Below are 23,407 nucleotides of genomic sequence, written 5' to 3'. Positions count from 1 at the left end.
CTCCACACACCCAAAGAACTTGTGCGCCTCCTATGAGACAGCAGCGAAATCACTTCGGGCTAAACACATACTCCTCGCGAAAAGCAGCCGAGAAGTCGATGCTCGAATTATCCAGAGTTCTAGTTCCCGTCAACACTGAAGATGATAGCTTCGAGATCTCGTCGCTATCGCGAAGCTACTCGATCTAATCTTGTCGCCAGATGAAGGGGATTTCTCCTCGCGGAAGCGGCATACCTCGACAACTACAGTATCTCCCTGTTTGACGTGTAGGTTGTTCTTCGATGTTTATGGCGATCTACTTCCACCACCCGATGACCGGCGCTCCCGGTTTCTCCCTGAGATATCCGTCCGCAGTTCGCTAGCACATAGTGCTAGCGAACCGAAGAGAAATTCTTCTAGTACATCCATATTATTCCTATTTTGTTTAATGTAATAAAGTAGTGCGTGCCGCCAGAGTTCGGCCACTATAGGACTTGGCACCGAGGACATTTTTACAAATATTAAATATGGAATAAATGTAGGTGTCAACCTATGAGACTCCTCTATTTACCCCTCTGGTTGGAAAGATCTGAGACGGTGATCCCAGCGTTAGAGAAGAACCCTCTGTCGTCTTGCGATTAATCCCTCTAAATCCAAGATGGTAGTACCAATTATGTTTTATTGACATTCAAGAGTCATTTTCTTCTCGTTGCTCCTGAGTTCGCTCTCGAACCCCGCGCACGTACTCACGGATGCGCTCCGCCGGGGGACCGTGTCGTAGGTACTCTCGTCGACGGCGAGGTTCATCTCCTCGTAGCTCGGCGAGCGGTCGGTGGGGTAGTCCTTCTGGATGCGCGCGGGGATCGCCAGGTAGGCCGGGTCGTCGTCGAGGTGGGGGAAGTCAACGTCGATCTCGTAGAGCCGGTGGAGCGATGGAGCCGCGTTTCGAGGTCGCGGCGGAAGGCCGCAGACGTCGCGGTCGCGCTCGGTGTGTGGACCATCTTCGCCGGCGTCGTGTGGGGTACGACCGGCGCGTTCCATATCGACCCGGTGGCAGGTGAGGTACACGCCACCCCGAGAGCTCTCATCGGTCTCGCTATCGTTTTTGTCTACATCGGCTACGAGACTCCAGAACTCTGACAGCGTTCGACGCCGGTAACTGGCGCGCAGGTTTTTATTCGGCTTTCTAGCGTCCCTGCGATTGGAGCATGAACATGCTCATCGACGCGTTCGTCAGTGAGTTCGGGCCAGCAATCGCGCTCGGCGTTCTGGCGGCGCTCATCTACGTGGCGGTACAGTACGTGCGCAACCAATCCTAAGACCACCTGCGGTGTGGGGCGAGCCGTCCCCGGATACAGAATCCGGGGCAGGCTTGATTATCTCGCCCAGTGGAACCACACTACCCCCGCGGGTGCTGGCTACGGATCCAAGTGCGCTCGCTGATGAGCTGGGCTACGACAAGGGCGTCATCAGCCGCTCTCTCCGGGAAACTCGCTCGCATCGACGTCGTCGAGTACGTCGAAGAAGGCCGTGCGAAAGCCTCGCGGCTCAAATACAATTATCATAGGTCGTGGGCCCTATAATGATCAAGATAACTTCTGAACGGTAAGGAACTTCTCACACCACTTCTTCGCGTAGCTGACTCGCTGTGTCACTTGTTCAAATACGTCTTTGACGAGTTCGTGGAATTCGTCTTCGTCGCCGACGATGATCGGCGACATCGTCCATTTCAGCTGTTTCCAGACTTGCTCGATTGGGTTGAGATGCGGCGAACCTGATGGAAGGAAGATCAGGTCGATGCCAAGTTGATGTGCGCGCTTGCGCGTGTATTCACAGATGTGCGATCCGTGCTTGTCTAAGACGAGCAGAATCCGCTGTCCCGGATTCTGCTCGCGGACCGTCTCTAAGACGCTGCAGATCTTCTCTTTCTCCTCAGTTTCAGTCCAGCGAACCAGGCTTTCTCCGTTTAACGCATAAAATCCAACCGCCGAATCTTCGGTTTTGACTAACGGCCGTTCAACGTGTGGGTCATCGACGTACCACACCCGCCGCGAATTATCGTACGGCTGCGGGTGTGAGGCATCGAAAAAACCGACGACTGTTCCGCCGTCTGTACAAATATCATCGTCAACAACCCATCCGTCTTCTTCGTCACCTGCTTCCTTGTTGTGGGGTTCGTCGTCAGTCTCGTCGAGCGCGTCAGCGACGCGCTCGTCGAGGACTTCCTCGGGATTCTCTGGCCTATTCGGTCGTTTTGGACGTGGTTTGCGTACGACAACCCAAGATCTCGGAGAAACTTCCCGAGGTAATCTGGGTGGTACTCGACACCGAACTCCTCTGCCAGGAGGTGCTGTATCTCCTGTGATTTCCATGGTTGACCCTCTTGGAGCAGTTCGAGCAGTTCTTGTTGTTCGTCCTCGTCAAGTTTCGGGGGCCGACCGCCCCCGAAACTCGGCATCAATTCTTCGAGTCCGCCTTCGTTCCAAGCATCCGCCCATCGACGGCCGGTCGCTGCCGACCGAGCTTCGCGGTCGGCAGCTTCCGCAATCGTATCGCCTTGATAGAGATTCTTCACGAACCCGAGACGCCGAATTCTGTGCTTATCTTCGGCGTCACGGAGAAACTCGTCGAGCTTCTCCTCCGAAAGGTGACGCTTGATCTCTTTGCGTCGCTTGCGTCCCATTACCAGCACTTCGAACCGACCCTACAAAAGATTCCTCACTCATTAATGGGCCCACGACCTGTAAGAACTTCTCGGGTTGAGGAGCAGCTGACCGGGAACAATTTGCTCGAACACCATCTTCATAAGTGAGAGCGGCGTAGACCAGAGCAAGCATGGACTACGAAGAACTTCGATCTGCCCTCGATGACCGGGCTGGTGAGCGGTCCCAGCTTAGCAAAGGTTCGCGTGAGGTTGGTCGGAAGCTAGCCAACCTCCCAGACTGAGTGCTTACTCCGCCTGTAGCCTGTCGATAAACGCCCTTCTTCCATCATCAGTGACCTCCCGTAGGTGAGTGACATCTGCCTCTTCTAACAGTCGCCTCACGAATTCCCGGGTCCTCTCGCGGTGGCGTTGAGTGTAGTACTCGTGGTGGTCCCGTCGATCGAGATCGACGTCGTCAAACGAGATGACGATTCCTTCCTTCCGCTCAACAGCACCGTACCCGTAGTGTTCTGCCCACCGGAATAGGGCGAGGTGATTCCGTAGCGTGAGAATCCTTTTTGAGTCGTAGATGAACCCCGCAATCCAGTCGTACCATCCCCCCTCCTCGCCTGTGTCGGGCACCTCGAAGTCGGCGTCGTACGACGTGAGATAGCGATCAACTAGGCCGATCGCTGTCCGGTGGTTGGTGTTCGGCATTGGGTGTATGAGCACAAAATAGGACAGTAGCTCCGCCGCTACGTCGGGTACAGACTGCTTCCACTGTACTCGATTCAGAACATCTGGAACACGGTCGAGGTGTATGCCCTTGTACGTCCGGAAATCACTGTTCTGCTCTACTTTCTCCTCAAGAATCCCATCAAAGATGTCCAGTACGGTCGAGACGACGACTGCGCTCCGTTGCGTGAAATTCTCCAAAATCCACTCGATGCCGTCGTCATCAGAGTCTGGCAGTCCGGCGTCGTAACTCTCCCAGGTATAGATTAAATAAATCAATTCATCGCCAATCTGCTCTACACGCAGGTTCACCGCGACGTGTTCCTCGTCTGTATACGCATCGGCGCGTCTCAGACACTCTTCGCGGTCATTAGTGATGAATTCGATAGAGTACCGTCGGTCATCGAGGTAGTGATACTGTAGTACAAGTGTCTCCTCGTCAGAACTCATTTGTGTCAGGCTCTTCTGGGTTGCGGTCGCGCATCTCAGCAGCCCGGTTCTGTACTAACTCGACGTACGTCCGCACCTGGTCCTCGGAGAGATCGTAAGCTCTGGCGACCCATTTGACACCCATCGACGGGTTCGAGACGAGATACACCATGACGATGTCCTCGCGAGCACGAGCAACGGCCGGGGGAACACCCCGCTCCCCGGTCTTCTCCTCACGGAACCCGCCGGTGACGGTGTGTACGTCGGCATAGAGTTGCGCTTTCTCCGGGGAGTAGAACGACTTCACACGGCCTAGCGGACCTTCGTAATGGAATCGGTCCTCTTCTCCTTCGATGTGCTCGCGTACGATTCGGCAGTCGTGCTCGTACTCCTCGACGATCGTCTCGTCGTTACTCATCGGCTGCCGCCTCCAGCTCCTCCCGAACGACAGAGCGGATCCGCTCGTCGAGGTCCTCCGCCGGTTCACCCCGCAGATCTTCGAGCGGCCGCAGTTCTTCTACGGCGGCGTCGACCCGCCCATCGAGCTTGTCACCCTCACCTGCGAGGAAAAGCTCCGCACGCTCCTCGTGGAGCCGCGAGAGCGTACTCACAGGAACACCCGTATCCTTAGCGACAGTCGATTTCCCCTCCCCGCGCTCGACTCTCGCGATAGCCTCTCGCGTTCGGAGGAACTCCTCGGTGTCGACGCGGAGACGGGAGTCGTCGTCGACCTCGAACCCGCGGGGAGGGCGGCCGGTCCACTTCCCGGCCTCCTGAGCCGCGCGGATCCCCGACCTGATCCGCCGGAGCTTCTGTTTGTGTTCCACCCGAGCGAGGTCGCCCATCACGCCGGCGATCAGCTGCTTGACCGCCCGGTCGACGATCCCGTCGTCGAGGTCGAGTTCGAGGCCGACCTCCAGGTCCTTGACCGACGTCTCGTGTTCGAGCGCGTGTTCGAGGAACTCGTGTGTCGCGCCGGCGCCGAGCCGGGAGAGTCGAGAGAGTTCGTGAACGACGACGGCATCGAGCTTCCCGTCACCGATATCGGCCCACAGCCGCTCGTACTCTGCGCCGCGCTGTTCTTCGGCACCGCCGATCACGTCGGCGTAGAGCTCGACCTCCGGATCGTCGTACTCGCGAAGGGCGTACTCGCGCGCCTCCTCTATCTGCCGGGTAGCATCTTGCTCGTCAGTGGAGACACGGGCGTACAGCCCGATTCTCGTCATAGTTCTGGTTTTCTCATCGTATCATATAAAGAGTGGGTCTTTTGGGAATACTTCTGGAAGGACTGCAAATCGGATAGAGCGTTAGAACCGACCATCCCCGGTCGAGACCAGCGATTATTCGGGGAGGAGGAAAGTCAGACGAAAGTCGGAGCAGTACGCCGACTTCTCGGTGACGTGTATCCTGCAGTCGTTCGATTAGCGAACCGTATCCGTCCATCTCATCGTCTTGAAGATGAAATCGCCGAGCTCAACGATGCTATCCGAGTCTACCGAACCTATCAGCGACTCTTTAGAGAGAACTCTTTACCAGGACGCAGCCGGCGCTACTATATCCGAGAGCGTCATGCTCGACGGAAGATTGCTCTCACTGAAAATGAGTTCACGAATTGGGGGAAATTATCACTACAGCGTTGGACGATGCTCTATGCCGAGGGAGCAGTACAAGTTGTACTCACGTCGATCTTCGTGATTTTTGCGTTCACCTTGTTGCTACCCCTTTTCGGATTACAAAGAGCGGGGGAACAAGCAGTATCTACACCGACATCCGTCACAGAACTCGTGTTGACTAGCAGGGATCTACTCAGCTACAGCCTTCGTAATTTTCTCGCGCTGAGTAGTACCGAGTTTACCGCTGTCGGGTGGACTGAGTTATTGGTGATGATCGAAGCGTTCGTCGGTGCGCTTCTGGTGGCTCTGTTAGTCTTTGTACTCGGCAGACGGGCGACTAGGTAGTTTTAGTGAATTAGACATACCACATTCGCTCTTCGGAAGTACACAGCCTCGCACTGTCTCCGATAGTGCGGAGATTTGCTTCAAGAGCAGTGTTTGGATCTATTGGTTCATCTGGGAAGTCCATGCTTACAAAACTACCCAGCTACTGTGGCTGCTTTGTTGACTTCTCTCGGTTGTCGAGGAATTGATCACACCACGTCGGAAGGGAATCCATCGGTCCATTTTCAGTCACAGTCCCATCGCCTGCAATCCGGGTGAACACGCCGTCCCGTCCCCACGCACACACGACTGGCTCTTGGTCTTGGTCGGGTCGAGTCACGATTCGCTGTTGGAGTCGCGACGTATCCTCACTCACATCCTGCAGTACTGTGAGGAGCTGTCCGAGAAGTGGATGACCTGGTGCAAGATGCTGAACCGATGGGAACTCGTCAGCACACACAGCCGAGAACGTCACCGCGACTTCATCAGCAGCAGTCGCAATTGCCTGTGCAATCGTCTGTTCCCCATCCCCGGCTGGGACCTCAATCGGTGCGTCACCCACTGAGAGGCGATATGTACTGTCCGCAAAGTCGAAGTCCCCGTCATCGTACTCAAAGTCAATCTCGTGAACCGGGGTGAATTCGACACCGGCCTCGGCAAGAGCGTCGTTATCGACCAACACTGACTGGAGACTCGGTGTCTCGAACGGAGGTTGATACTCGTATTCCTCCTCGCCGACATCGACGAGATCTGGATGACTGTAGGACTGCCACGCATCAAGTTTTGCTTCGTCGACGACGTCCTGAGCGACGAGGTCGTCGACGTCCTCGAGTGACTCTCCGACATCGACGCGGTCGCCCTGATCGCGTTCTTCGAGTTCTTCAGAGAACTCGCGGTCAGCTGATTCGACTACAGACTGGTCGTCAGCGCTGTCCGCGTTCAAGGTCGCATCCCGAATCTGTTGGCTGACGCCGGAGAGTATGGGTTGCATCTCACCAACGACGTTTTCGAAGAGCCCAATCCGGTCGTCAAGGCGATCGTAGATGTCCGTCTCAACCGTATCTTCGTAGCTGTAGTTGAGAATGCGAATCTCGTCGAATCGTTGGCCGATGCGGTCAATCCGACCGATACGTTGTTCAACCCTCATCGGATTCCACGGCAGGTCGTAATTGATGAGCGCCCCACACTCCTGGAGGTTTAGCCCCTCACTCGCGGAGTCGGTACAGACGAGGATATCGACCTGCCCATCATCACGTGAGAATTCACGCTTCACGCGCTCTTTCCCGACATGCTCCCAAGTTTCAGAATCGGGGTCGTACAGCTCGCCGCCACGACCGGAGTACGTCGCGATTGTTGCTCCAAGAAGGTCCGCGAGACTGTCCCGGATGAAGTCCATTGTGTCCGCGTACTGCGTGAAGACAATCACCCGGTTGTGACCAGCCCGGTCCAGCTCGTCGAGGTCGTTGTACAGCTGCTGAATCTTCGGGTCAGTATCAACCAAGTCTAAGTCGTTGACGAACGCTTCCAGGGCCTCGATTTCTTCCTCGATAAGCTGTTTCCCCTCTTCAGTCACGCTCGGGATGAGTTCAGAGAGGTCCAGGTCGTCGCTACTAGCGTCGAGTTCATCCAGAACGTCCCCGTCGTCAAGGTCCGCATTTTGTAACGTTTCGAGGACGACCTGCTCCGCATCACCATAGTCCCGGTCACGAGCGCGCTCCCGACCGGCGAGCACGGTTCGTTGCGCCCGGAGTGTCTCAAGCCGGTGTTTCAGGCTCTGGCTGATCGCATAGACACTCGACGTGAGTCGCTGCCGGTACGTGGTCATCACGAACCCGATGGCGCGTGTTTGGGCTTCGTCAGTCTGTTGGGCTCGCTTGTAGAACTCACGTGTGTACTCGTCGATCTGGTCGTAGACCGCGCGTGTCTCCTCGGTGAGTTCGATTTTCCGTTGTTCGGGATTCCGGTTCGGAACGGTCGTATCGAGGAGTCCGACCGCCTCGTACTTCCGGAGTGTATCCCGTGTATTCCGATGGATGAGCGCGTCGACGGGCGTGGACTCTGCGAGAACATAGCGGATGACTCGCCAACCGCCCGGGGAAAGTTCGTCAAGTGCGTCCTGTCGGTCGCTGCGGGACGCCATCAACCACTCGTCGGCGTCTTCAGGATAGAGGAGTCGTTTGAGTTTCGTATCCTCGCTCGCCTCGAAGCGGTCGATGTCATAATCTGCCATCGCATCGTCGACATGGTCGAGATAGCCGTCGTAGGCGTCTCCATAGGCTCGTGCGAGCCGGCACGCGGTCAGCACACGCTCTTTGGCAATGGCACGGTCCTGTCTGTCCTCATTGATCTCGAGTTCGTCTGCAAGGTGCTGGAAGACTTTTGAGGAGAATGGTCGGTCCGTCGGGAGCCGGTCTTGGTGTTCCAGTCCATCGAGCGTGGCTTGCGTGTCCCAGGAAGCCTCCGCTTCGTCGGACTCTGAACTAGGGTTGTCGAGAACCTCGTTGAGGGCCTGCGACAGCCCGTCTCGGGTTTCGAAGAACTCCATGAAGGTATCCCGGTTATCCCAACCACCCGGAAGATCCAGCAACTGCATCAAATCGTAGAGTTCGCCAGAGTGCAATTGCATCGGGGTAGCCGTCAAGAGGTAGTAGGCGTGCGTATAATCGCGAAGCTGTTCGAGAAGAGCGTAGAAATTACTGCCACGCCGGGCGTTGTGCGCCTCGTCGACGATGACGGCGTCCCACACGCCCATCCGGTCTTCCGTATCGTGGTCGCGTCCGCGACAGCTTGCCGGGATGACGTCCCGAGACCGGTCGGATACCCGGTCTAAGGGAGCGACCTGATCCCACCGGTCGTCGAGACGAGCCGTGTGCCAGGACATAATGACGACCGTCGGCCCATCCAGCGGCGACGATGCATCGGCATCAGTCGACTGCTGTTCGTAGAGGAACCGCCAGATGGGGCTGTCCGCCCATTCGCGCTCCCCAGTGAGGTCGAGGTCCGTTGCCGATGGTGGATAGTGGTCGCGACCGCGGACGTCCCGGAATACGTGATCGCCCGCTGTATCCCGGTCGAATCGGACGGCGTTGATGTTGAACTTCTCCCAGAGCTCTTCCTGCCACTGCCGCTGCAGACTCGCCGGAACCAGCAACAACCCGGTTTCCAGCTCGCCGGTGAGTCCGAGCCGGGAGAGTGTAAGACCGGCCTCGATCGTCTTCCCGAGTCCCACCTCGTCACACAGCAAGAAGCTCTGTGGATACGTATTGACGAGTGTGTCCGAGACAACTCGTTGATGCGGCCACGGCGTGATCGTGCTCGCCTCCTCGGCCAGTGCGAGCCCACCGGGCGAGAGCGGTCCATCCTGAATGATGTTCGCTTTGTCGCGCTCCGTCGGCGGAGCTGTACCGTTCGCGATCTGAATCGCTTCCTGGAGATCGCTCTCGGTGTCTGGGGCTTTCCAGTCGATGATGTCCTCTTCGATCGCCTCGGGGAGGTCATACACTTCGACGAAGGGATGTTCATCACTCCACAATCGCTCGAAGGTCTCCTCATCGCCGGCGACGTAGTCCGCCTGTTCAGGAACCCACGACCGATGAACTTTGAACCGCTCATAGTTGCGAGCCCAGCCGCCGACCGTCTCGTTGACGCTGCCCTCGAACGAAATCGTGTTTCCGTCGCTATCGTGGAAGAGTCCAACTTTCGGATGGAAGATCTCCCAATCGTGAGAGGGAGAGCGTGGATAGGCGACCTTGATGTGGATCCGTCCCTCGCGGAGGAGACGCGCGAGAATACGGAGATTCGCATCCAGGCGTTCGTCATCGAGGTCCTCGAGGTTTTCCTCGAGGCGGTCGGTGAGCGTCTCTAGAACCGGACGGTCTGACTCGTAGAGTTCGGTGCCGACGATGAGACGCATTTCACCATCATTCTCGACGAGGGCGTGAATGCCGTTGGCAGCAGCCGCGAGTGCCGTACTGGAGAAGTAGCCCGCAATCCGGTCGTATTGCTGGCTGCGTTCCAATGCGGGCTCGTAGAAGTCCTTGACGAGATGGGCGCGTCCCTGCTCGGGTTTGCTCTCGTAGATGGACTGCCACTCGCGGTCACGTAGATTAGTCATACTAGAGGAGTTTCGAGTTAGGCATGGTCACCGAGTTCGGTCTGTTCGGCCCTGTCTTCTGAGACGTCAGTGAAATCAGTGGGGGTGAATTCGAGACCAAGTGCGTCGTGGGTCCGACCTAAGGCGAGGTCACGAGCGGCTTCCCATTCCGAACTCCTCTGGGGAAGAACTTGCAGGAGAGCTTTCAGTGTTGCCTTGAAGCCCGCGTCTGTGTCGAAGTTGCGTTCTTTGAGCCAATCGATCGCGACGTCCTCGCCCTGTTTCTCGTAGACGTGCATAGCGGCGTGAACCGCATCGAGGGCGATCGTGTAGGACAGCGCTTCAGGATCGACGGGCGTCCGGTTAGATCTCTCTTCGGGGGGCAGTGTGATATCTTGGACGCGGTCCTCATGAGTTTTCAGCTGAATATCCCCACGTTTCTTCCCCCAAATTTTCGTAGAGCGCTTAATATCGTCAATGTCGACGCCAATACCGAGCCCCAGCTGATGGCCGTCATCGTAATGGAAGGTATCGGATTCGTGAACCAGCCAGGAGAGGATATACCACTCTGTGATGTCATCCAAGTCGTCTAGTCGCTCGCCTTCAAGATATTCCTCGACGAGGACTCGCGTTACGGCCTCGCGTGCTTCTTCTAAAGCTCGCCGTGGAGGAATCTCATTATCCTGGTCGTCGACGACAGGATAGGCATCTGCGTAAACTTGCAGTGTCGGCCCGAACGCCGAAATGATGACGTCTGTTTTCGTCAGAGAGAGGCCAGCATCAAGCAGGTCTCTCGCTGCCTCTTTCGCTACTTCACGGGTCTCAGCACGGACATCGCTCCACAGGGTTGGTACCGCTTCAGATTCCGTCTTACTATCGTGCGGTTTTCTCCCTGTGAGCAGCAGAGTACTGTCAGCTGAACCGCCACCACGGGTGTCGGTCCGCTGGGGCATCTCGCTGGTGATTGGGTGGGTTGATGTGATGGTGAACCCAGATCGAATCAGCGACTTTGTGAGGGTATCCCATGCACTGGATTCTTTATGGGTGAACATGACAGTCATCACACCGCCGGGCTCGAGAACACGGTAGAGTTCTTGGAAAATCTCCGCCATCTTGTTCTCGTAGTCCTCGGCAGCTAATTCGGACTTAGATTTGGAATCCGAAGCGACTTCCTCGTATTCGGCCACATTAGCAACCGCCTCTTGGCTTTTGTCAGTAAGGTCGTCAGAGAAGATGTCTGGATAGATATCTTGGAGATATTCTTTGAGCCAAACATAGCTCATATCGGACATCTCAGAATAGATGATGCTATCGTAGTAAGGGGGATCAATTACGATGGCTTGGATGGAATCTGACTCAAACGATAGATCGGCAGCATCTCTTTGTGAGACGTGGACGTTTTCCGCATCTTCATCACGGAGATAATCGGCGATTTCTTCGTAAGAGTCCCTAACTCGATCAACAGTATCCTGATAGCTCTGATTCCCTGCCGAAGGGTTGTTTTCGACAAACGACCACTGGAGTGTGAAGTGTTTACCACCGAGGGAATTTCCGAGGAGGCCATTACTGATGTCCAAAGGCGCAAAACGAACATTTCTATCTACAGTCTTTCCGGCCACTAACGCTAATACAGCCAGTATTCCCTCTGCTTTTTGCTTACTGTACTGTTCGAAGATCTCAGCTTGGCACTGTTTGTAAGCTTGGAGATACTCATATTGAGTTACCAGCTGTCTTGGTGTGAATGCATCCCGCCACTTAGTGACGCCATATGGTCCTGCACGGTCTTCGTCACCAATATAGCGCGGTACATCCAGAAGCGAGCTAAGCTCAAAATCAGCTTCAATTCGATCTGCCGCTTTTGATTGGGCCTCATTATCTTCCGGAATAGGCGCTCTCCAGGCAGTCCCCCCACTCGATTTCTCATATTTCACGCCGTAGATTTCATACTCGAACTCGTAATTACGGATCCGGTCTTGAATGGTGTCGGATTCCATTACGATACCGCAGTTGAGACATTCGGCTCCACTCCGAGTATGAGGCCCATCTTGGGGGTTGTATTCAGACTTTTCAACGTCATCGGGGAGTCTAACAACCTCGTACTCAATCTCGGTACCATCATTAGACACAGAAGGGCGTGCTGCGACACCTTTCGATGAGGATTGCTTCTGAAGCCACCACTTCTTCGTTATCGGGATATCACAGCCACATTCCGGACAATCAACTGCGTAAGTACACGCATAGTGGGAAGGTGTCTGCCGTTCACCATCACTCGGGAAATATGGTTCAAGCTCCTCGCTAGCAAGTTCATCTATTCGGTCGGCCCACTGGTTGAGTTCGCTCTGGAGAGAACCAACGCTGGGAGCATACTCAAGGAGGACCTTAAGCATCACAGTCGGGACAGGGTTGAGTTCGTTCGCTGCTGTCGGTAGGCCATAGCGCAGAGATTCAAACGGAATAACGCCCCCACCGGCAGTCGGGTCTAAGACAGTAGGTAGCTCTCCGTCCCAATGCTCCCGAAGCAACTCGTGCATCTCCGCTTTCTCATCTGTAGTCGGTGTCCGAGTGTACGGGCGAGGATATCCGTAGTGGTCTTCTAAGTTTCCATCCCGATCATCTTCAGTACGCTTCTTTTCTGCCACGTATTCCTCAATATCGACATCGATTTCGTCACGAGGCTTGATCTGCATCCAATCCAGCAGCGTGTTGGCGTCCACCTCTGGAGGAAGTATGGAGGCAAGGATAGCCAGTCTAGAAGCTGGAGTTGGACGACGTGCAAACCACGGGTGAAGATACCGATGAGGCGGCATAAAGTAGGGGTTAGCCTCTTTCAGATTCTCGATGCCAACCGCCTTCAGGGGAAGGTTCCCCTCAATTGCGACACGCTTCAGCTCCGAATCACTGTCCTGGCTTTCGGGGTTTTGACTCATAGTTAGATCACTCGATGTGGTCCGTCAGCAACACTCGAAGGGCCTTCTCGCCGTTCGGACTCGATGGAGACCGACACTTTGCGTACCAGTAGTAACACTCCTCATCGCTCATCCGTGCAACGCCGCGAGCCAGCGACCGCATCCGGTCGATACGTTGGATCGGCTTCACGCCACGGAAGGCAACAGCAAGCCGGACGCCTGCCGTTTCGGGTAGGAACACGAACCCAGCCCCGCCAGTGAGAACTTCTGATGAATCTCCTGGCGTGCCTTCAATCGCCTCCCGGACGACGTCCTGGAGCGCACGGACGCGGGTCGGGTCAAGCCGTGCGACCTTTGCGCCGGCCCACTCATCCCACGTCCAACCATCGAGCTTGGATAGGAGGTCGTCCCCAGCAATGTCCGAGACGAGATCCTCGACTGGTGTGATACTCAGCGAACGACCATCCCGCTCCAGGCGATCACGGCGGGCTTCAGCCTGTTCGCGAGGGAGTAGTTCATGCAGCGTCCACTCTCCGCCGCCGTCTGTCTCTCGTCGGACGAGTGTGAACGTCGGGCGGCCACCGAACATACTCGTCCCGTAGCGAACCAGCCGATCCTCCTCTGTCCCCTCGGCGGGTGAGGTCTCAAATTCCGAACCGCGACTCGCCATCAGACCGTCACCTCCGAGCTCGCCTGAATCGGGCCACGCCCTTCGACCCGGACGTCGATGTTGCCCGCATCGAGGTCATTATCGAGGGCAGCGAGGAGGTCGTCACCCTCGTCAGTAATCGGTTCGGGCTCGTCAAACTGGAAGCGGAACTGGATGGTCTCTCGATCATCGCCGAACGAGCCTGGCTGGTCGATCACGTCCCGGAATCGGCTCGGTGACCCTGTGAATTCCGCGCTGTACGTCCCGTCGTCAGTCCGAGTTTCGTACTGCATTCGAACCGTCACCGAGTCTTCGCGAGCTTTGAATCCGGGACGCTGACTGATGAACTTGGCCGCTTGGAAAGGTTCGTCCCCACCGACCTGGATGGTCACCTCTTCAAGCAGCGGCGTCCGGTCAGTTCCGGCCTTCGATTCCGCATCGCGACGGACCTCCGAAAATGCCCGTGAGGCAGACATCATCTTCTTACTTGCCTCCCAGGACTCGTCGGGCTGGCACTCCTGGCATCGGCCGCGTTCGTCCAGCAGCTGCTCGCTAGCGACCTCTTTTCCGCAGGAACTACAGGTCGTATCGGACTGGTGTTCCTCACAGTAGTAAGGTTCGTTGCCTTCTGGGTTTTCAACCTCCGCCCCACACTCGGCACAGGTAGCAACCGTCTGTTCTGGCCGGTCGATTTCGTCGAGGTGGTCGTCGACGAGCGCGTCGATATCTCGATAAACGACGAAGGCACTCCCGATTTGGACATCGCTGTCCCGAATCGAGGTCTCGACATCGGGGGATTTCGCGAACGGTTCCGGATGCGGCCACGTTTCAGGCTCCGTTGTCCCGACCCAGTACGCTGTCTCAGACTCGCCATCCCAATATGCGTACCCGTGGTCACTAACGAGGGAGGAGACAGTCTCTCGAATCGGTTTTGTGCTGAAGAGGTAGTCCAGCCCCGGCTTCTTCGCGTATTGGTTGACCAGCGCTTCGGTGGACATAGCGTCCTGGGTCTGCTGCCAGAGTTTCTGTTGGACGTGAGCGGACCCACGAGCGCCGGCGTCGCGTTTCACGATCTTATCCTCGAGCGTTGTCTGGACAGCGTCGACCAGTGTCGTCCCGCCGTTGGATTCGGTCGCACCGATGGTGATGTGGGTAAGCCCGTCCCGATCAGGGTAGTAGAGGTGCCGGTAGACGTTCCGAACGAGCTCTCCGAGCATCAGCTGTGCCTCGTCGCTCCGTTCTCGGAGTTCCTCGATTTGTTCCGAGGAGAGGTCGGCTTTCTGCTCAGGGCTATCAAGCAGGGCCTCGATAGCCTCGAGACGTCGAGCTTCGTCGACCGCCGCATCTCTTCGGTCGTCGTCAGGGGCGAGGAACAGAGCGTAGTTCTTGTAGATTCGCGTCTCAGTCTCTCCCTCGTGTTTTGCGGCTTGCTGCTCATAGAGCTGAGTCACTCGGTTCGGCGGTGTATCACCGCCGTTTTCGACAGCAGCGGTGTCTGGATGCATCACCGCGAGCTTCGGCGTATCCGGGGTATCCGGTAAGTCCGCCGGCGATTCAGGGAACTCCACCGGATGGAAGCCACCATCGCCGATTTCCTTCGACGTGAGGCGGTTCTCAAAACGCGAATGAGCGCTCGCATCGGGGGTTGACTCGATCCGCTGGTCGATGATCCGGATCAGGTTTGGTTCTTGCTTGAACCGGAGACGCTCTTCCTCGTAGAGGAAGTAACACGCGACGTCCATATCGTCGCCCCGGAGTGCGGATAGTGCGGCATCGTAGTCGTCGAAGTTCAGATCGGGATGACCGATGGCGAGGTTCAAATCGGCGTGAGTTAGGCCAGCGGCCTGTTCACCGTATGCGAGGCTGTGCCAGAGAACTGTCGTCGTCAGATGGGTACCGAGAGGTGGTAGGCCGTTTTCTGTCCATTTTCGGTCCTCAAGCTGAGCGTGCGCGGTACCATCGTCGTCGTAGATGTCGGCGGTCACTGCGGGACCGAGATCGACGAAGTCGAATAGGCGCTCACGAAGGATTGTCTGAATCCCACCGCCAGGATCGTCGTCGGCGACTGTGAGGTCGTAGATCCGAATCCAGTGGCGGTCGTAACTGTCGGGCTGGTGATTCCAAAGGTAATAGACAGCTCGTGCAAGTAAGCGGAGGGCGTCACGAGTGCGCTGAAATCGAGGGATTGTATCGATCTTGTCCGTGAGAGCGTCGATTAAGGAAGGATGGAAGGGGTATTCGCGTGCGAGGACATCCACGTAGCCAGCGTCGGTGGCTTCCTGTGGATACTGCCGGTCTTCCTGGTCATAGAATTGGAAGTATGAGTCAGCGGCTTCGCGCGCGGCGTTTTCTGGGACTTCCGAGAAGAGTCGGTGCTGGAGGACTTGTCCGATCTCGTTTTCGTCGGTCGGCGTGACCGTCTTGTGCTGCCGGCGGCCGATCTCGTTGACTTCCTCAATGTGATCGCGGACGCCATCACGAACCCGGTCGGCCTGCTCACCAAACGCCGTATCCGCGATGGAGTAGACGACCGTGACGTGCTCCGATTCGGCAGCCGCTTCGAGGAGCGCCATCACGAACGAAAGCGTCTGATCGGCGAGCGTCTTGTCGCCGACAGGCGTGCCCGCGGCTTTGTTCATGTAGTCGGCGATTTCGTCAATCAGGATGAGAGCCGGCTGGTCGTGCCGGGCGAAGAGTTTCGAAAGCGTTCCTTCACCGGGTGCATCCCTGTCCTGGTCATAGTCCTCAAGATACTCGTAGCCCTCGAACCCGTAGAGTTGGTACGCGAGTTCGCCCCACATCGTCCGCGTTTTCGGGGCATCGGGGTCGTCGTCGGCGTGTCGGGCATCCTTGCTATCAGCTTTCGTCCCGATGAAAACCCCCGTTGCGATGTCCAGGCCCTCGGCTACCGCATTTTGGTAGTCACTCGCAAGTTCCTTATCACCGTTCAGCAGGTAGTGTGAGAGGTCGTCAATCTGGGCAGGATTTTCGGCAAGATGGTATGAAGCGATGAGGTCGTGGGTTTTCCCACCACCGAAACGCGTATCGAGGCAAAGGATACTCGACGTGTAGGATCCAGGGTTGTATTCTGTCGTCGCCAAGAAACGCCCAGTGAGATTGGAGAGCAGCGTACGGAGTCCCTCCGTGGGATAGGTCATATCATAGAATGAGTCTGGATCTCGGTAGACCGGTGCCGCCTTCTCAGGGTTGTGAACGACGGTCGAGAGTTTCGCAGCGAACTCTTCCTCTTGAAGTGATCCGTCCAAGACGTCGTCACGAGGTTGACAGCTTTCGAAGAGAGACGGATGATTGCTACTCATTGGATTCCTCCGTGGGTGGTGAATCAGTAGCTGGTTTGGAGACAATCACGAACTCTTCCTCCGAACTGTTCTCTATGATCGCTTTGGCGATCCCTTTCGACTCAGCAATATCTACCTTGATTGGATCTCCAACCTCCGCACGGAATTGATCAAGCTCAGGACCGGATAGATTCACTCGGCCTGATTGACCGGTATTCTGTCCAATTGTCTTCTGAGTCATCTGATATCTACATCACATGATGGAACCATTATAACCTTTACTTAGTCTAAATTGAACCAACAGCTGTAGCATTTATTTTGGGTGGGACATCACTCATTCGACACAATACAGCATAAAACTGCCAACTACTAGAAGTCGAACTAATCGCAGTATTCACCTTCTTGCTACAGGTGCCCGATATTGTTAGCGAGAGACACTAACCAATTATTTGGCTCCCGAGAATAGGTCACCAAAGATATGACCGGAATCCGGTAGGCCGAAGAAGAGATCCAGCAGAGCACGATCGTGAGCGAGATTGCGGCGTTATCGCCTTAAGTCAAATTCGTTGTGGGCACCCTGCTTACACTCGATATGTTATAAGGTGTGTGGCCGTTTGGGTGGCTCGACGGCATCATGTGTCACCGGTCGACCACACAATCGTTCGGGACCAAGATCGACGTGTCCCGCTCGCCGTCCGCGCCGTCGACGATAACCCGCGTTCGACCGCCCCGTCGGAACCGTGAACCCGGCCGACCAGCGTGGATCATCGCGTACACACCACCATATCAGCGTCCGGCGTGTGTCCGCAACAACCCACACCGCGAAAGGAATCAGGTGCTTAGGGCTGATTCCCACCGGTGCGATGCGGATTCGCACGTGGCACCCTCACGCCGGCGAGCGGCGGCTCTCGCGTTCATTTCACTCCTCGTCGTCGTTGTCGTGCCCGATGATCCCGAGCTCGCGAAGCGACAAGAGCGTGACATACGCTTCGTCAATTTTCGAGGGGCTGAACCGGTCGCTGTCGCCGTCGCGGTGAGCCTTCACAATCTCGATCTGGTCGGCGATCTCTCTCCGGTCAAGCTGGGCGCGGAGAGTACGCCGATCGACCTGGCGTTGCCCGTTCCATACTTCGGCGCTTGACCAACTCACGGCGTCGGCGTCACACTCGGGGAGCGGCGACGTTTCGTCGTCGCGAGCCATACGCCGCGCGACGTGGGTACACTCTTCGCAGAGTTCGACCGCCACTTCGCCATCAATTGCGCTCGGATCAACGTTGTCGCCGCCGTCGAGCAGCCGAACACACGGCGCGGGCAGCTGATAGCCGCCGTAGGGTTCGGCGACGCAACACATGGCACAGACCGAGACGTTCGCGCTCATTTTTCGCCCCTCGCCAGCCAGTGGTCGATATTCCCATGGGTCGCCAGTCCCCGGTTTCGGCGATATGACGCCCGGAAGGGCCCGGAGCGTGTCTGTGCCCTTCACGACACTTGCCCAAAAAGTCTCAGGAGTTCGACACTTAACGATGTCGGGACTGGCGAGTGAGGCGAGATGGTCGTTGCCCAGTTCACCGTGCTCGCGAAGGTGGTCGTACATTTTGAGGATCTCCTTGGCGCGACGCTCAGAGAAGAGGCCGTCTTGATCTGGCGGAACCTCCTCGCTGAGCTGGTCGCGCCACGCGTCGCGATCGAAGGAGGCGTTCTCGTCGGTCATGGCTCTACCCTGCTGGTGTTCCACAGATACCTGTATCGCCAACCTGACACCCGACGAGCCGCCGGAGTCCGGGGTCGACCGCTCGCCTCCACCAGCTCGCCGTCTCGAGCGTGCTCCCGTCCGCGAGCGCGTCGACGAGGTCCGCCCGCCCGAGTCGGTCGCCCGTCACCGCGAGGGCGTCGTCGAGGACGTTCGGCGCGAACGTGGTCGCGCCGGCGTTGGTCGCTCGGGTCATACGCCCCCTTAACCGTCTTTCGCCGCTCGGAGATCCACCACACCTGGTCGTGCGCCCCTACCTTCCGCGTGTCGAGCGTCCCGCGTTCGACGAGCGCGTTCAGTTTGTTGTGTGCGGTCCGCCGGGCGATCGCCAACTCTTCGACGACTTCCGTCGCCGTCACTGGGCGGGCGGCGTCGTCACGCGCGTTGTCGGTCACGGGGTGACCATCCCAGGGCACAGCAGGCGGGATCGTAGTGTTTGACGGGTCATGCGTAGCGTACTCATTCGGTTTGACGTCACTTAGTACCGGCGTGTGAACGGGTTGGAACCGGGGTTCTCGCAGCATGTCGACGGTAGGACCAGACTTTTCAATTCACCAGTAGAAGCCGAAACGCCGGAGTGTAGGGTCGGGAAGTGAAACACGTTCCGGGGACTCCTCGGCGACGACAACAAACTCCTCGGCCGCCGCTCCGGCCCGGAATACCTCTTAGTGCGAGCAGTTAAAACTCGTCGCTGTTCGCCGGGGCGATCGCGACTGTGTCGCCGTCGACGTAATTCTCGGTCCGGTCCCATTTCCACCGAGAGAAGTCGTCGGGACTGTCGGCGTCGGGTCGGTGTCACTCCACAGCGCGAATGGGAGCTTTCGTCCTCGCCGGTGCATCGTATCCACCGCTCGTGGTCGAGAAGCGCGGGCGGGTAGGTGTGCAGTCGCATCGTTGAAAAGTCTGTACGGCCCCAGCCGGCGGCGCATCGTCGTTAACCAACAGATCAGACGTTTCTGCCGCCTATGTTGGTTAATCAAAGAGATTTTTACTCCACATGAATTGGCTGGAGAAGTCCTTGCTCTACCCGCACCTGATTTCCCAATGTCTACGCGTTCCGATCGATCCAGTCACAGAACTCGTCGAAGTCCTGTGCACCTGCTCCGTCGGCGATCTCACAGAGCGTCCCGGTTCGAAGCTCGTTGCTAGTGTCCGCAGGAACTGGATCTGCTGTCACTATGTATAGACATCTGTGCTTGCGTTTAGTACTGGTGTCTGCCATCAGAGTCATCCGGTGTCCAGACAGACAGCGGCTCGATCGTCTCAGAATTATAGTACCCCCGAAGATATTACGTGTTCGCTCATGTGTAGCACATTGTTGATGAAGAGCCATCTTGCGATTCTGCGGTGCGTTGAGTAGATTGAGAACATACGACTCAGCAGCTCTGACGGGTAACTACTGAATGAGGTCCAACCTCGGAGGCTGTATCAACAATCTCCTACTGAAGAGCGTACGTGTTTACCGTTTCTTTGAATAACAAGATATTAATATACAAATGTGGTTTAATAAACAATCCACATCAAGGCATAGTGTGGTATGGGGATTTAACAGAGAAACAATTCCTTAGTATATTCACATGGAAGATGAAGGCTCATCTAGTGATGTTTCTAAAAAAAGTTCTAATACAAACACAAAACACGAAGAAATTTTAGCACAATACCAAGAGATCTGGAAAAAAGTAGTTAGACTAGATGACAAAACGTCGGATTCCTATCCACTTGATAAATTCGATCCAGAGAACCTTTCATCTGGTGTTCAAAAGATCGTGCTGTTAGACCTAGAGAATCTAGCTGAAAAAATGGAAAACGCAGCGGAACGGGAATCTCAATCATCTTCGAACGTTAGTGAAGGCCAAGAGCCTCAATCACTACCGAATCACAGTAGTAATGTACATACGCCATCACGGTATCAGCAACTGTGGAAAAAAGCTAATCAGGTCGTCGATACTAACTCATCTACTTATGATCTCGAAAGATATGACCCGGAAGGTCTCTCTGGTGGCGATTGGTCAAATAGGATAAAACAACTGTATCAAATTCTATCCATAGAGGATACGGAACAAGAATATTATCTCAATCCTTCAACTAAGGCTTCAATGATAGCATTATCGCGGTCTGAAGTTGTTACTAGCCGCCTCCGAGATGTGGTCGATACTGAGATAACAAAAAATTCAATTGAGGATATAGTTACTGACAGTGAACAGCTCCGATTGTGGCTTCAAGTTTGGGCTCGATGGAACAGTTTACTCAGATCCCAGTCTATAGAACGTGAAGAAATTCAAATATCAGAAATATATCATTTAGACGAATCGACAGTCAGGGCCCTTGAACAAGACAGATTCGAGACATTAAGTGCCATCCGTAATATAAATATAAATACATTACGTGAAGTAGATGGTATTGATAAAGAACTGGCTTCCGAATTACAATCGTGGACTTGCTTTCGTTCCATCAAATCGATTCAAGGTGTAAGTCCTCGAATCCAACAGCAATTAAACAATAATAAATTATGGACCGCTGCTGATCTCACTGCAGTAAAAAGTCACCAAGTGACAAATATTGAGGGTATTTCCGATCATCAAGCGCAAGACATTATGAAGCGCGCTGCAGCATGGCTACCACCAAAGAGTGATTTACCTGAGTCGATAATATATCAATTTGGGCCACCCTACAAGTCACTGGAATCAGCTGAATCACGACTAGATCAGCTTGAGAGTTTATTCACAACCCATTCTGAAATTGAACCGCTTATATCAGAACTAGAGACAACCCCGTTCGATAGTTTCGATAGAACTACACTAATAAACCACATTTATCAGGAGTATCCGAAGTTCACCCGGCATACGGGGTCTACAAGTAAGCATCGTGTGCCGACGTGGACAGATGTACTACATGGGTTGCTATCCCTTGCGAATCAAATTGATTATGAACACCCCCCCTCACGTATTTATGACCGATTCAATACATCGGGTTTACCTAGTGATGAGATAGATATAAGTACTATTTGTGAGATAGAAGCTCCGTCGGAGGCTCTAAGGAGGATATCGTCGGCAGAACAGATAGCAAGTCGCAATAAAAGATTTAATCAATTATCTTCGTATGCAGCTGATATACAAGATGGTTTAGGAGAGACTACAATCTCTGGTAAAAAAGAGCTCTCTGACGCGATCTCGAATCAGGTATCGATCGCTCATGGTCAGCTAGTAGAGGGTCCGTCTAGTGAATATCTCGACCAACTAGAAGAATATTTGACAGCATGTCAGAAAGCACTCAGTCTTGCAGAAAATCATACAGAATATGGTTTTGAATCTCTAGTCCCTATTCTAGCAAAAAAGAGCAGAGATAGCGAGTTACCGAATGAAACAATTGATGAAATTAATAGTATTCTGACAATATCCATGAATGCGCTCGGTTTACTTGCGGAATTAGATTATAATCACCCATCAATTGACCGTAAACTTTGGAAAAAAAGTATTAGTACTGCTGTAGATGAACAATACTTACCTATTCTTGAACCAGTAGATAGTGAATTATCTAGGCTTAACGGGGGACTCTGGGATTCGAATGATTTGGAAGAATATGATTGGCGAGAATTTGAATACATCGTTGGTGATCTCTATCGTGATGAGGGTTATGAGGTAGAGGTAACCCAATCTACGGCAGATCTTGGAGTAGATATTTGGGCGACAGATGATGGGAAGAAAACTGCGATTCAAGTTAAACACTTTCAGGCGGGTAACACAGTAGGACGAGAACCGCTTCAAAAACTCGTGAGTACTCTCGCTAAGGGAGATGCCGATCAGGTTGAGATCATAACTAGTTCGAAATTCACTAAAACTGCGAAGCAATACGCAGAGGACTTCGGCTCTGAACTTACTCTTACATCTTCGGACGATCTTATTAAGCGACTGAGTGAATCTCAAATTCCTCCCCAATCGTAATATTCTTCACAGAATTTCAAAATCCGATCCTGTGGCTTTGTTAATATTCACAGTCGGTAATCGACTCCAACGAATGTGCTGAATATACGGTCTGGGCCTTGTTTAGACGCCAGCGTTCAGCGGTGTGCCCCCTCGATCGCGTGTTCGATGTTTCGCACCGCTGATTTCATGACAAGTTCGCGGAATTGACCGAACCACGTTCTCGCCCCATTGGTGTTCGGTTAACACTGACAGTAATATTCTGGGGGCAGGATCTACCTTGATCCAAGCCATTGAGACACCGTTTTCGGTCGTTTGGGCGTGTTCGGTCAGAGCCCAGGACGGGTCGATAAGATGCTCACGGCCTTAACCGAACACGGATGGCTTCCCACCGATAATTTCCACTCAAGCATGACCGGAATCGTGATCCTCCCTGCTGGTCGCGACAACGTGTTTGAGGACTACAAACAGTTCATCCGAGATGGGCACCCAATTGAGGATATTGAGTCCTACCTCAATGACGAGGATCTCGAACTGTTTCAGACGACATCTGACGACGATCTCGTCCACGTCTGGGGGACCTCAGTAGATGGGACGTGGCGGAACGTCGAACGCAACGACATCGCGCTCGTCTACCACGATGGCGCCTTCGTCGCGAGGGGGCAAGTCCTCCAACTCCGACACGACCCCGACCTTGCGGAGTACCTATGGAGAGAGAACGTTGAACACGGTCGCTGGAACGAGGAAAGCCCCTGGGAGCATCCGTCTTTAGTTAAGCCTCACACCTCGGTTGTGTAGCGGTAGCGAGCGTCTCTTGTAAGATTGGTCGTTGCTGGTGGATCTTTTGAGCGTCTTCGATCAGCCGGTCGAGCAGCGGCGGCGGTGAGTAGCCGAGGAACTCACCGAGTTCGTGGAGAATGAGCTGGGCGTGCGACCGGAAGGTCGCCGCCCAGCGCTCTGTCGGAAACACAAGCTCATCATCCGCCTGCTCAGTGACTAGATCCAACAGATCGCGGCTTACAAGCAGCGACAGCAGCGCTGCGTACAATCGCTAGTTGTCCACTCT

General features: G+C 55.0%; 14 protein-coding genes and 4 pseudogenes. 2 read left to right on the top strand and 16 right to left on the bottom strand.

Annotated features, from left to right (window positions below; translation table 11 throughout):
- Nucleotides 1–657: 657 nt before the first annotated feature.
- The 14 genes and pseudogenes from ACP96_RS19625 to ACP96_RS19770 form a co-directional block, all read right to left on the bottom strand.
- Nucleotides 658–1,020, bottom strand: a complete 363-nt coding sequence (locus ACP96_RS19625; RefSeq protein WP_237561673.1) for a hypothetical protein — start codon at nt 1,018–1,020, stop codon at nt 658–660.
- 545 nt (nt 1,021–1,565) lie between these two features.
- A pseudogene (locus tag ACP96_RS18095) lies at nt 1,566–2,662 on the bottom strand (IS630 family transposase).
- Between the two features lie 267 nt (nt 2,663–2,929).
- Nucleotides 2,930–3,808, bottom strand: a complete 879-nt coding sequence (locus tag ACP96_RS14050) for a hypothetical protein (RefSeq protein WP_050033783.1) — start codon at nt 3,806–3,808, stop codon at nt 2,930–2,932.
- On the bottom strand, nt 3,798–4,205 hold the full coding sequence (locus ACP96_RS14045; RefSeq protein ID WP_050033782.1) for a hypothetical protein: 408 nt from the start codon (nt 4,203–4,205) through the stop codon (nt 3,798–3,800). Before ACP96_RS14045 ends, ACP96_RS14050 begins: the two co-directional genes overlap by 11 nt.
- Nucleotides 4,198–5,013 (bottom strand): recombinase family protein, encoded by an 816-nt coding sequence (locus ACP96_RS14040; RefSeq protein WP_050033781.1) that lies wholly within the window; start codon nt 5,011–5,013, stop codon nt 4,198–4,200. Before ACP96_RS14040 ends, ACP96_RS14045 begins: the two co-directional genes overlap by 8 nt.
- Before the next feature lie 874 nt (nt 5,014–5,887).
- Entirely contained in the window at nt 5,888–9,838 is a 3,951-nt protein-coding gene (locus ACP96_RS14030) for a helicase-related protein (RefSeq protein ID WP_050033779.1), read from the bottom strand.
- A 17-nt stretch (nt 9,839–9,855) separates the two neighbouring features.
- The gene (locus ACP96_RS18085; RefSeq protein ID WP_082222574.1) at nt 9,856–12,744 is read right to left on the bottom strand and encodes a DUF1156 domain-containing protein; all 2,889 of its coding nucleotides are present in this window, start codon (nt 12,742–12,744) and stop codon (nt 9,856–9,858) included.
- Between the two features lie 7 nt (nt 12,745–12,751).
- Nucleotides 12,752–13,393 carry a DUF7680 family protein gene (locus ACP96_RS14015; protein ID WP_004594464.1) on the bottom strand — a complete coding sequence of 214 codons (642 nt, stop codon included), beginning with the start codon at nt 13,391–13,393 and terminating at the stop codon, nt 12,752–12,754.
- Nucleotides 13,393–16,692, bottom strand: a complete 3,300-nt coding sequence (locus ACP96_RS14010) for an ATP-binding protein (protein ID WP_082222573.1) — start codon at nt 16,690–16,692, stop codon at nt 13,393–13,395. The genes ACP96_RS14015 and ACP96_RS14010 overlap by 1 nt, the downstream gene beginning before the upstream one ends.
- A complete protein-coding gene (locus ACP96_RS18080) occupies nt 16,685–16,912 on the bottom strand; it encodes a hypothetical protein (RefSeq protein WP_082222572.1) in 228 nt (75 codons plus the stop codon). Before ACP96_RS18080 ends, ACP96_RS14010 begins: the two co-directional genes overlap by 8 nt.
- 678 nt (nt 16,913–17,590) lie before the next feature.
- Entirely contained in the window at nt 17,591–18,382 is a 792-nt protein-coding gene (locus ACP96_RS14005) for a hypothetical protein (RefSeq protein WP_050033777.1), read from the bottom strand.
- 4 nt (nt 18,383–18,386) lie between these two features.
- A complete protein-coding gene (locus ACP96_RS19360) occupies nt 18,387–18,617 on the bottom strand; it encodes a hypothetical protein (protein WP_050033776.1) in 231 nt (76 codons plus the stop codon).
- A 31-nt stretch (nt 18,618–18,648) separates the two neighbouring features.
- Nucleotides 18,649–18,801: pseudogene (locus tag ACP96_RS19845) on the bottom strand (helix-turn-helix domain-containing protein); the annotation flags it as partial.
- Nucleotides 18,802–19,469: 668 nt separating this feature from the next.
- Nucleotides 19,470–19,598 carry a hypothetical protein gene (locus tag ACP96_RS19770; protein ID WP_272913232.1) on the bottom strand — a complete coding sequence of 43 codons (129 nt, stop codon included), beginning with the start codon at nt 19,596–19,598 and terminating at the stop codon, nt 19,470–19,472.
- 400 nt (nt 19,599–19,998) lie between these two features.
- Between ACP96_RS19770 and ACP96_RS18070 the strand changes: the two genes are divergently transcribed.
- Nucleotides 19,999–22,362 carry a restriction endonuclease gene (locus ACP96_RS18070; protein WP_082222575.1) on the top strand — a complete coding sequence of 788 codons (2,364 nt, stop codon included), beginning with the start codon at nt 19,999–20,001 and terminating at the stop codon, nt 22,360–22,362.
- A 116-nt stretch (nt 22,363–22,478) separates the two neighbouring features.
- On the opposite strand, the pseudogene ACP96_RS19945 reads toward ACP96_RS18070, so the two are convergent.
- A pseudogene (locus ACP96_RS19945) lies at nt 22,479–22,568 on the bottom strand (IS5 family transposase); the annotation flags it as partial.
- A 127-nt stretch (nt 22,569–22,695) separates the two neighbouring features.
- Between ACP96_RS19945 and ACP96_RS13990 the strand changes: the two are divergent.
- Nucleotides 22,696–23,139, top strand: coding sequence for a restriction endonuclease (locus ACP96_RS13990; protein ID WP_237561672.1), 444 nt, complete (start codon nt 22,696–22,698; stop codon nt 23,137–23,139).
- Here the strand turns inward: ACP96_RS13990 and ACP96_RS13985 are convergent.
- A pseudogene (locus ACP96_RS13985) lies at nt 23,114–23,389 on the bottom strand (IS4 family transposase); the annotation flags it as partial. The gene ACP96_RS13990 and the pseudogene ACP96_RS13985 sit on opposite strands and share 26 nt — an antisense overlap.
- Nucleotides 23,390–23,407: the final 18 nt, after the last annotated feature.

Origin of the sequence: Halorubrum halophilum, from assembly GCF_000739595.1 — an archaeon.
GTDB lineage: Archaea > Halobacteriota > Halobacteria > Halobacteriales > Haloferacaceae > Halorubrum > Halorubrum halophilum.
This window is presented reverse-complemented; position numbering and strand designations above follow the sequence as displayed.

Bases quoted from the DNA above. Each gene is read 5' to 3' on its own strand.
- ACP96_RS19625 (WP_237561673.1), bottom strand. From the start codon at position 1,020: ATGGAACGCGCCGGTCGTACCCCACACGACGCCGGCGAAGATGGTCCA.
- ACP96_RS14050 (WP_050033783.1), bottom strand. From the start codon at position 3,808: ATGAGTTCTGACGAGGAGACACTTGTACTACAGTATCACTACCTCGAT.
- ACP96_RS14045 (WP_050033782.1), bottom strand. From the start codon at position 4,205: ATGAGTAACGACGAGACGATCGTCGAGGAGTACGAGCACGACTGCCGA.
- ACP96_RS14040 (WP_050033781.1), bottom strand. From the start codon at position 5,013: ATGACGAGAATCGGGCTGTACGCCCGTGTCTCCACTGACGAGCAAGAT.
- ACP96_RS14030 (WP_050033779.1), bottom strand. From the start codon at position 9,838: ATGACTAATCTACGTGACCGCGAGTGGCAGTCCATCTACGAGAGCAAA.
- ACP96_RS18085 (WP_082222574.1), bottom strand. From the start codon at position 12,744: ATGAGTCAAAACCCCGAAAGCCAGGACAGTGATTCGGAGCTGAAGCGT.
- ACP96_RS14015 (WP_004594464.1), bottom strand. From the start codon at position 13,393: ATGGCGAGTCGCGGTTCGGAATTTGAGACCTCACCCGCCGAGGGGACA.
- ACP96_RS14010 (WP_082222573.1), bottom strand. From the start codon at position 16,692: ATGAGTAGCAATCATCCGTCTCTCTTCGAAAGCTGTCAACCTCGTGAC.
- ACP96_RS18080 (WP_082222572.1), bottom strand. From the start codon at position 16,912: ATGACTCAGAAGACAATTGGACAGAATACCGGTCAATCAGGCCGAGTG.
- ACP96_RS14005 (WP_050033777.1), bottom strand. From the start codon at position 18,382: ATGACCGACGAGAACGCCTCCTTCGATCGCGACGCGTGGCGCGACCAG.
- ACP96_RS19360 (WP_050033776.1), bottom strand. From the start codon at position 18,617: ATGACCCGAGCGACCAACGCCGGCGCGACCACGTTCGCGCCGAACGTC.
- ACP96_RS18070 (WP_082222575.1), top strand. From the start codon at position 19,999: ATGGAAGATGAAGGCTCATCTAGTGATGTTTCTAAAAAAAGTTCTAAT.
- ACP96_RS13990 (WP_237561672.1), top strand. From the start codon at position 22,696: ATGCTCACGGCCTTAACCGAACACGGATGGCTTCCCACCGATAATTTC.